Annotated in this window: 8 protein-coding genes; 6 read left to right on the top strand and 2 right to left on the bottom strand. The window is 68.5% G+C overall.

Translation table 11 applies throughout. The annotated features are described in order from the left end of the window. The first annotated feature begins 243 nt into the window (after positions 1–243). Genes B4E96_RS13415 through B4E96_RS11660 form a run of 3 tightly spaced genes read left to right on the top strand, consistent with a single transcriptional unit; the run spans position 244 to position 5,206 of the window. A complete protein-coding gene (locus B4E96_RS13415) occupies positions 244–672 on the top strand; it encodes a WhiB family transcriptional regulator (RefSeq protein ID WP_375544692.1) in 429 nt (142 codons plus the stop codon). Continuing rightward, a complete protein-coding gene (locus B4E96_RS11655) occupies positions 669–3,755 on the top strand; it encodes a hypothetical protein (protein ID WP_286957692.1) in 3,087 nt (1,028 codons plus the stop codon). Before B4E96_RS13415 ends, B4E96_RS11655 begins: the two co-directional genes overlap by 4 nt. Continuing rightward, on the top strand, positions 3,752–5,206 hold the full coding sequence (locus tag B4E96_RS11660; RefSeq protein WP_259854997.1) for a DUF5719 family protein: 1,455 nt from the start codon (positions 3,752–3,754) through the stop codon (positions 5,204–5,206). The genes B4E96_RS11655 and B4E96_RS11660 overlap by 4 nt, the downstream gene beginning before the upstream one ends. A 3-nt stretch (positions 5,207–5,209) precedes the next feature. Here B4E96_RS11660 and B4E96_RS11665 read toward each other — a convergent pair whose 3' ends face one another. Beyond that, positions 5,210–5,596 (bottom strand): metallopeptidase family protein, encoded by a 387-nt coding sequence (locus B4E96_RS11665; protein ID WP_259854995.1) that lies wholly within the window; start codon positions 5,594–5,596, stop codon positions 5,210–5,212. A gap of 25 nt (positions 5,597–5,621) precedes the next feature. Here B4E96_RS11665 and B4E96_RS11670 point away from each other — a divergent pair, with 25 nt between their 5' ends. The 3 genes from B4E96_RS11670 to ahcY are packed head-to-tail and all read left to right on the top strand — an operon-like array spanning position 5,622 to position 8,854. Beyond that, positions 5,622–5,954 (top strand): DUF3499 domain-containing protein, encoded by a 333-nt coding sequence (locus B4E96_RS11670; protein ID WP_165883309.1) that lies wholly within the window; start codon positions 5,622–5,624, stop codon positions 5,952–5,954. Beyond that, entirely contained in the window at positions 5,954–7,387 is a 1,434-nt protein-coding gene (gene manB, locus B4E96_RS11675) for a phosphomannomutase/phosphoglucomutase (RefSeq protein WP_286957694.1), read from the top strand. The genes B4E96_RS11670 and manB overlap by 1 nt, the downstream gene beginning before the upstream one ends. Before the next feature lie 15 nt (positions 7,388–7,402). After that, positions 7,403–8,854, top strand: coding sequence for an adenosylhomocysteinase (gene ahcY, locus B4E96_RS11680; protein WP_286957695.1), 1,452 nt, complete (start codon positions 7,403–7,405; stop codon positions 8,852–8,854). A 10-nt stretch (positions 8,855–8,864) separates the two neighbouring features. On the opposite strand, the gene B4E96_RS11685 is transcribed toward ahcY, so the two are convergent. Then, entirely contained in the window at positions 8,865–9,785 is a 921-nt protein-coding gene (locus B4E96_RS11685; protein ID WP_286957696.1) for an RDD family protein, read from the bottom strand. Between the last annotated feature and the right edge of the window lie 180 nt (positions 9,786–9,965).

Raw genomic sequence — 9,965 nt, forward strand, 5'->3', positions numbered from 1 at the left:
ATAAAGGGCACTCTGGGTTGGAACACTCGTTCGAATGGGCTGCGGCTGGGTCCTTTGAATACCAAACAGGCGCTTGACTAATAGGTAATGACACGCGTGTAATTTTAGGTACGGGAAGGCCGGATATCCGTACAGAAGCAGGGGAACGGCACTGAGGTTCTCCAGCGCTTCACGGCATCCGGCAAGCGAAAGGGGAAGACCGTGACTACTGCACGCAACTACGCGAGACAAGAGCAGCCGGCACTGCAGCCGGCCGTCTCCGCACCGGGTGTGACCGCGCGGACCGCCGAAGACTGGTTCGTCGATCCGACCCGCGCCACTCCGACCATTGTTCCGGATCCGCTCCAGCTCGATCCACTCGACCTGAGCCCAGTGCCGGGTGAGCCGACCCCATCGGAGAGCCTGGCGGCCGTCTCACCGCTGTCGCTGCTGCTCGGCGACGCCGACGAGACTGCGCTGAGCTGGCAGGACCAGGCGCTGTGCGCCCAGACCGATCCCGAGGCGTTCTTCCCTGAGAAGGGCGGCTCGACGCGCGAAGCGAAGAAGGTCTGCGCCTCCTGCGAGGTCCGCTCCGAATGCCTCGAGTACGCGCTGCAGAACGACGAGCGCTTCGGCATCTGGGGCGGGCTGTCCGAACGCGAACGGCGGCGACTGAAGAAGCGGGTCGTGTGAGTTTCAGTGTTGCGGCCGTCATCCGCACCGGCGGCCACACCGTCAGCCGAGCCTGGCTGACAGCACTGCGGCACCATTTCCCTCAGATCACCTCGGTGGCGCTGCTCGACGACTCTCGGACAGCGCAGAAGCTCGCCCGCCGGCGCCGGCGGAATCCCGAACTGCCGGCGGGCGAGACCCTCACCGCAGCCGAACTGGTGTCCTCCCCGGACCTCGAGCGCGCTGACTACGTCTGGTTCCTTTCCCCTGACTCCCTTCCGGAACCCGACTGCCTCACCCAGCTGCACACCCGGCTCAGCGCCGCCGACACACTGGCCGTCGTCGGTCCGAAGATCCTGTCTGCCGACGGTGACCTCGTCTCCGTCGGCGTGACGACCACCGCTGATGGCGCCCGCTACTCACCGGTCAGCCCCGGTGAGGAGGACGCCGGACAGCACAACCGCCGCGAGGACGTCTTCGCCGTCGACGAACCCGGCATGCTCGTCGCCGCCGCCGTCGTCCGCCAGCTCGGTGTGCCCTCTGAGACCCTGTCGGTGAGCTACCGCGGCATCGAATACTGCGACCGGCTGCGCCGAGCCGGCCACCGCGTCGAAGTCGTTCCCCAAGCCCGCATCGCCATCCCGACCGAGGGAATCGGCCGCTACTACTCGTCCCCGCGCCCGCTGCCGCATAAGCACATCGTCCGCCACGAGCACCGCTACCGGCTGGCGACCGCCACCCGCGGCCGCTCGAGCATCATGCAGCTCAAACTCACACTGCTCGCTGTTCTCAAAGCACTCGGCAACCTACTCGCCAACTCACCCGATGAAGCCTCCTGGTGGCTCGGCGCCGCCTGGGCGCTGCCGCAGGACGCCCACGCCACCCGCCGGCTGCGCCGCTACCGCACCGGAGGCAGCCTGCCGGCCAGCGTCTACGCCAGCAAACACGACCTGCGCTCGGCCCGGCGCGAACTCGCCGGAGTCGGCGGCGAGGTCGCGGCCGACCACCTGCGCGAAGACGGCGCGCTCAACACCGCCGGCGACCTCGCCGAGTTCTCCGGCATCGACACCCGCACCAAGCGCAGCCTGCTCTTCCACCCGCTCGTCGTCATCATCGTCGTCAGCTCGATTGCCAGCGCGCTCATGTTCTACCGGCTCATCGGCCCCGGCGCGATCACCGGCGGCGCCTGGGCCCGCCTCGACGTACCCTTCGCCGAGGTCGTCACCAGGATCTTCTCACCGGTCCTCGAACTCGGCCTCGGCAGCTCGACGCCTGCCGATCCGCTGCTGAGCGTGCTGGCGATCCTCAGTCTGCCCTTCGGCGGCAGCCTCGACCTCATGCTGCGCAGCCTCTGGCTGCTCGCCCTGCCGCTGGCAGCGACCATCATGTACCTGTGTGCTGGCCGCGTCGTGCCCGCCGCCGGACTGCGGGCTCTGCTGGCCCTCATCTGGATCGCCCAGCCCGCCTTCCTCATCTCCTTGCACGGCGGCCGCGTCGGCACCGTGCTGTCCTGGATCGTCGCCCCGGCCGCACTGTGGGCACTCGACCGCTCGATCCACTACCGGTCGGTCGCCGCAGCCGCAGCCTGCGGGCTCGCCTTCGCCGTCATCATGGCAGGCTCACCCTTCCTCATCGTCCCGATCATCATCGTCGTCATCACGGTCATGATCCTCTACCGGTCCACGAGCTTCATCTGGGCGCTGCTGCCCGGCATCGGCCTGTCCTGGCCGTGGCTCATCGCCGCCATCCGCCAGCCCGATGCGCTGCTGACCAACCCCGGCCGCGTCCTCGACTACGCCCAGCCGCACAGCTTCCAGCTTGCCCTCGGCTGGGCCACCCGCCCGCAGCTGAGCGTCCTGGAGAACTGGCTGCCCGCAGCTGCCGTGCCGTGGGTGCTCGCCGCCCTGCTGCTGCCGCTGCTCGCCGCCCTCGTCCTCGCCGCCCTGCGGGTGCGCAACAACCTCGCCGTCCTCGGTCTGGCCGTCGTCTGCTACTCGGCAGGACTCGCCGGCGCGATCGTCCAGGCTGCACTCGAAGGACAGCTCACCGCCGACGGACTCGTCGCCTCCTTCACCGGCGACTCGATGCTGCTCATCGGCCTGGGCTTCTGTGGCTTCACCGCCGCCGCGCTGTGGCCGGTGGCCCTCGACCGCGGCTCCCGGGTGCGCAACTACGCGCTGCGCGGCCTCATCCCGGCAGGCGCCCTGCTCATGATCACCGCCTTCACGCTGCAGTCCCTGCTCGTCGGCACCCCGATCCACCGCACCACCGCCTCGCCGCTGCCGGCCTTCGCCGCCGAACGCCACACCGGTGCGCTCGGCCAGCAGACCCTCATCCTGCAATCGGATGACGACCAGCTCTACGGACAGCTCGTCACCCCGGAGTCGAACACCATCCTCACCACCTCGACGATGCACGAAGCGCGCAGCATCAGCGGCCACCCCTTCGACCGCCGTCCTGTCGCCATCGACGACGCCGACATCGCACTCGCCCGCGTCATCGGCCGGCTCACCAGCGGCAGCGGAGACGACACCCGCACCGCGCTCGACCAGCTCGGCATCGGCTTCGTCGTCATCCGCGGATCCGGGGCCAGCGAACTGGCCCAGACCGTTGCCGTCTCCCCAGGTCTCACCCGCCTCGGGGCCACCGATCAGGGGCTGCTCTACCAGGTGGTGCCCGACGGATCACCGCTGTCCTCAGCCTCCGTCGTCGCCGATGACGGCAGCCTCAGCCCCGTCGAGATCGTCGACGGCCGCGGAGAAATCCCGGCAGGCGCCGGCCAGCGCACCCTCATCCTCGCAGAGCGAGCCGGACTGGCCCGCGTGCAGATCAACGGTCAGGACGCCGTGCGCGAGGAGGCCCGCACCGGCGCGCCGAGCTGGCAGGCCGCCTATCAGCTGCCCGACGAGGCATCGACGGTGACCATCAGCTACACCTACCCGCAGTACGCGATCGGCGTGGGCATCGGCTGGGTGCTCGTCTTCGTGTCCGTGCTCGTCGCAATCCCCTTCGGCAACCGGTCGCGTGCCCGCACCGCCCCACGGCCGGCGACCACCGCCTCGGGCACGGCCGAACACCGGACCGACGAAAGGGTCAGCGCATGAACCGCCGCAACCTGCGCTCCGTGCTCACCTTCACCGCGATCGGGCTGCCGGGCCTCATGATCGCGGTGACCGGGTACCTGCAGCCGCTGGCCGGCGGATCCGTGCCGCGCGGGGCCGAGCAGGTGCGGCTGCCAGCCACCGACACCGTGTCGATGTGCCCCGGGCCGTTCAAGACCGAAGACGATGCTGCCGGCACCGATGAGGAGTTCCAGACCAGCGAGGTCCCGACCCCGACCGTGCGCACCGCCTCGGCGCTGACCCAGGCCCCGGACTCGACGATCCTCGCCGCAGGAGTCGAATCCCGGACGCTCGGCGGCGAAGACAACTACACGGTCGGGACGACCAACGGATTCGTCTCCGGTGCCGACGAGCAGCAGGCTCCGACGACCGTCACCGGTGTGGCCGAGGGTGAGAACCCTGCTCTCGTCTCCGCGGTGCAGGTGACCCGCGCCGATGACGGCGACTGGGCTGGGGTCGCAGCCCTCGAATGCGTCCGCCCGGCCACCCACGCCCGGTTCGCGACCTCCGGTGCCTCGGCGACCGACGATGTGCGCCTCGTGCTCACCAACCCAGGCGAGACGACGATCACCGCGACGACCGAGGCGACCGGCGCGCACGGCCCGATCGACATCGGCGGTGATGCGACCGTGAGCCTGCAGCCGCGCGAGCAGCGGGTCATCCAGCTCGGTGCGATCGCTGCTGAGGAGCCCGAGGTGGGCCTGACGGTGAGTGCTGACGGCGGGCTCATCGGCGCGGTCCTGCAGCATGCCAAGCGCTCCGGGCTCACCGCCGAGGGCATCGAGATGAGCGGGCCGGTGGCCGACCCGGCGCGCGAGGTGTACCTGCCCGTGGCCGTCGGGGGACCGGCACGGCTGCGTCTGAGCAACCCGAACGGCGAGCCGGTCAGCGTCGATGTCAGCGCTGTCGGCGTCGACGGGCCGGTCGATCTGGCCCGCTCGGGCACCTCGATCCCGGCACACGGCACCGTCACCCTCGACATCGGCGAGATCCCGCCCGCCGCCTTGACGATCACTGCCGGAGACCGGGTCACCGCCGCCGTCGAGGTCACCCGCGACGGAGACGGCGGAGCTGACTTCGCGGTGTTCCCAGCGGTTGACAAGCTGAATTCGCGTCAGCTGCTCATGCTGCCGGAGAATACCGGCGCGACGATGCTGTTCGGCCCCGGTGAGGGCACGCTCGGGGTCGTTGGCCTGCGCAGTGACGGCTCAGCGACCGGGCAGTTCCCTGTCGACCTGTCCGGCGACCGGGCCACCGAGGTCAACCCCGCCGAGCTGCTCGGCGACGACACCGCTGCGGTCATCATCGAAACGCCTGCCGATGTCAGCGCCTTCGCCGCCGGTGTGGCCCTGACCGGTCGGGGCATCAGCGCGCTGACCGTGCCCGATGCGCCGTCGGGCATCGGCTATCGCAACATCCGGCTGACGGACTGAACGTCAGGGCAGCAGATCGTCGGGGTGGCGGCCGCACAGCACTGAGGCCTGCTCGGCGAGCACCTCGGCGACGAGTTCGTTGAGCTCCTCGAAGTCCTGGCACCGGCTGACGACCGGCAGCCGGTAGATGACGATCGTGGCCGGGCGGTCGCGCCGGGCCGGGAACACCCGGCCGAGCTCCACCTGGCGTGAGGGCGGCGGCACCTGATCGACAGCCAGGCGCACCTCAGACAGATCGCCGTCGGCACGCAGCCGGATCTGCTCGAAGATGCGCGCGGCCAGCGCAGCGAAGCGCTGGGCGCGGGTGCGCTTGGCCGGCACCTCGGCGAGGAACAGCTCACCGCGCACGCCGCGGCCGTGACGGTCACGGGGGAGGCGGCGGGCTGGCATACCGCGATTGTATTAGACTCGTGGCGTGCCTGGAGTGAGACTGTGCTCGAAGATGAACTGCAACCGTTCAGCAGCGTGGACGCTGACATACGTCCACGCTGATGCGTGTATTGTCATCGGTCCGCTGTCCATGCACGCCCAGCCGGGAGCCCACGATCTGTGCAGCATGCACGCCGAGAGGCTGACCGCACCCGTCGGCTGGCAGCTCATCCGCCTCGGGCAGGGGGAGGAGACCCCGGAGCGCAGCCGCGATGACCTGCTTGCGATCGCCGACGCCGTGCGCGAGGCCGCCAAACCCAAGCCGGAGCCCGAGGGGCGCACCCACGGGCATCTGCGTGTGATCGGAAACGGAGACTGATGACGACCCGAGCCGCACAGCTTTCGCGCGCCGTCAAGGCCTACGACATCCGTGGCCGGATCGGCGTCGACCTCGACGAAGACGTCGTCTTCGCCATCGGCTGGGCGACAGCTCACGTCATGCACCGCGAGCACGGCAGCAGCCGGGTCGTGATCGGCTGCGATATGCGCCCGGACTCCCCGCGGTTCGCCGAGGCGCTGGCCGCCGGGGTCGAAGCCGCCGGGTTCGAGGCCACACGGCTGGGCATGACGTCGACGGACCAGCTGTACTTCGCCTCCGGGCACTGGAATGCCCCTGGCCTCATGGTCACGGCGAGTCACAATCCTGCTGACTGGAACGGCATCAAGATCTGCGGCCCGGCCGCCGCCGGGATCTCCCGTGATTCCGGACTCGACGCCATCCGCCTGCTCGCCCTCGAAGCGCCTGAGCACCCAGGTGAGACGACTGGGCAGGTGCCCGTCGCCTCGGGCACGGCCGCCAGCGAACTCGCTGAGGCCTTCGCCCGCCGGATCCGGTCGCTCACCGGGATTGAGGCGATCGACCGGCCGCTGCGGATCGTCGCCGACTGCGGCAACGGGATGGCTGGCAAGCTGCTGCCCGAGGTGTTCGCCACCGGAGCTGGGCTGGCGGCTGCCCCGATCGACGTCATCGGGCTCTACACGGAGCTCGACGGCACCTTCCCCAACCACGAGGCGAACCCGCTCGACCCGGCGAATCTGCGCGATGTGCAGGCTGCAGTCGTCGGCCACGACGCTGACCTGGGCCTGGCCTTCGACGGCGATGCCGACCGCTGCTTCTTCATCGACGAACACGGTGAGGCAGTCTCGGCGTCTGCGATCGGCGCGCTTGTGGCCGTCCGCGAGATCAGCCGAGCCCGCACCGAGCGCGGCGAGGAGACCCCGGTCGTGCTGCACAACCTCATCACCTCACGCGCCGTGCCCGAGGCGATCACCGCCGCCGACGGACAGGCCGTGCGCACGCCGGTGGGTCACTCGCGGATCAAGCAGCTCATGCGCCAGCACGATGCCGTGTTCGCCTGCGAGCACTCCGCGCACTACTACTTCCGCGACTTCTACGGCGCTGATTCCGGAATCCTTGCCGCCTGCCACGTCATCGCGGCGCTGGCCGAGACGACCCAGCCGCTGAGCGAGCTCGTCGCCGAATGGAACCCGTACGTCGCCTCCGGGGAGATCAATTCCGTTGTCGACGGCCCCGAGGCGGCGCTCGCCCGGATCCGGCAGGCCGCCTTCGAGGGCGTGTTCGGCGAATGCCAGGTCGATGACCTCGACGGGGTCATGATCGAGATGCCCGAGGCGTGGTGCAACGTCCGGCCGTCTAACACCGAACCGCTCGTGCGCCTCAACTGCGAGGCGCCGACGCAGGAGCGCACCGATCAGCTCGTGTCCACAGCTCTGGAACTCATCCGCCGATAGCCGAGAGGAATCTCCATGCTCGACCACCGCATCGCAGACCTGTCCCTGGCCGAAGCCGGCCGCCATCAGATCCGCCTGGCCGAACGGGAGATGCCCGGACTCATGGCCCTGCGCGAGGAGTACGGTGCCGCGCAGCCGCTGGCCGGAGCGCGGATCGCCGGTTCCCTGCACATGACCGTGCAGACGGCTGTCCTGATCGAAACACTCACCGCGCTCGGAGCGGACGTGCGCTGGGCGTCGTGCAACATCTTCTCCACTCAGGACGAGGCGGCTGCCGCCGTGGTCGTCGGGGACGGCACCCCGGAGGCGCCCAACGGTGTGCCGGTGTTCGCGTGGAAGGGTGAGACGCTGGAGGAATACTGGTGGTGCACCGACCAGATCTTCCGGTTCGCCGACGGCCCGAACCTCATCCTCGATGACGGCGGTGACGCCACGATGCTGCTCATCGAAGGCGCCCGCGCAGAAGCCGCCGGGGGTGCGCCGGAGGCAGGGGAGGACGACCCGGAGGAGAAGCACGTCTTCCTCGACCGGGTGCGCCAGTCGCTTGCCGAGGACGCCCAGCGGTTCACGAAGATGAGCGAGCAGATGCTCGGCGTCAGCGAGGAGACGACGACCGGTGTCAACCGGCTGTACCGGATGGCTGCAGCTGGTGACCTGAAGTTCCCGGCGATCAACGTCAACGACGCGGTCACGAAGTCGAAGTTCGACAACCGCTACGGCATCCGCCATTCCCTGCCTGATGGCATCAACCGCGCCACTGACGTGCTCATCGGCGGCAAGGTCGCGCTCATCATCGGCTACGGCGACGTCGGCAAGGGCGCTGCCGAGGCGATGCGCGGGCAGGGCGCCCGGGTGCAGATCACCGAGATCGACCCGATCTGCGCACTACAGGCTGCCATGGACGGCTACGAGGTCGTGCGCACCGAGGACGCGATCTCCTCAGCAGACTTCATCATCACCACGACGGGCAATACGAAGGTCATCACCGCCGAGCACCTCGCGCTTCTCAAGCCGGGTGCGATCGTCGGCAACGTCGGGCACTTCGACGACGAGATCGACCTGGCGGCAGTGCGCCGCCAGTCCGGAGTCGAGGTCGTCGAGATCAAGCCGCAGGTCCACGAATGGACGGTGCCGGTGCCGGCTGAGGCCGGTCTGGATCGGAATGAGACGTCGTTCATCGTGCTCTCCGAGGGACGCCTGCTCAACCTCGGCAACGCGACCGGGCACCCGTCATTCGTCATGAGTGCCTCGTTCACGAACCAGGTGATGGCCCAGATCGAGCTGTTCGCCTCGCACGAGGACTACCCAGCCGGTGTGCACCGGCTGGCGAAGGAACTCGATGAGAAGGTCGCGCGACTGCATCTGCCGGCTCTCGGCGCTCACCTGAGCGAACTGACGAAGGAACAGGCCGAGTACATCGGCGTCGACGTGGCAGGGCCGTATAAGCCCGAGCACTACCGCTACTGAGTCGTCACCGCTACTGAGTCATCTGCGAATACACGGACGAGGCCGGGCGCTGCTGGTGGCCAGCCTCCGCCGTCGGTGATGTCGGGGCAGCCTGATGAGTGTCGCGTCGTGGGGCATCAAGTGAGAGGCCGAAGGGCAGCTGTCCGACACGCTGTTGGAAACGCTGGGCTGTACGTGCGGTCTTCTCCATCTGCCGGGCGTGTTCCGCGCGGGTGCGCCCGACGACTGCTGTGAGAAACTCCTCGGGCAGAGTTCCCTCTGGGGGAGCAGGGGCGATATACGGGTTGAGTTCCTCGGCCAATTCAACGGCACGATCCCAGCGCGAATCCGGTTCGCGCAGGTGTGCTGAGATGAGGAACTGGGTGATGCGGTAGTACAGGCCGTTGGGAATCGCAGAGATATCTGCGCTGCGTGCCCAGGCCCGGAGTCGTGGCGGCACGTGGATCTGGACGATGGGGGGCATCTTCGCCCGTTCATTGACTGCGATTGTGCCTGCCAGGTAGTCACCGAGGCGTTTCGACTGCGGTGAGAGCAGGCCGACGAGTGCGGCGAGTCCGGCAGCGGTGCCGAAGATCTCGAAGCTGTAGAGCAGTGCGCGGAGGAAGGAGTGCCGGGCGCTGATCGCTCCGCCGTCGTCTCGCACGATCCTCAGACCGCAGATGAGCTTTCCGATCGATCTGCCACGGGTCAGCATCTCAATGGTGAACGGGACGATGAGCAGACAGAGGACAGACAGCAGGAGGACCACGGTCTCGAAGACGAGCGGCTCGCTGATCGCGAGCTGATCCAACAGCCATGAGGCCGAGATCACGACGGTGATGTAGAGCGCCGTGATGATGACGTAGTCGATGGCACACGACACGGCGCGCATCGCCAGCGACGCTGGACGAATATCAAGGGCGATCGCCTCGCCGGTCACAAGTGAGCTCACGCAAACATCCTGACACAGGTGGGCACGCCCAGCCAGTGACCGGACCGGTAGCCGCCAGCAGATTCAGCTGCGGGGAGCGCAGATGAACGGGGCGGGGCACTATGTGGTTGTCAAACATCGTTCTGTCACTGCGGTGGTGCTGCAGGCAGCGCTGGGAGTGAAACGACGAGAAGTCGCTTC

Source organism: Brevibacterium sp. UBA7493, assembly GCF_002479565.1.
Taxonomy (GTDB): Bacteria; Actinomycetota; Actinomycetes; order Actinomycetales; family Brevibacteriaceae; genus Brevibacterium; species Brevibacterium luteolum.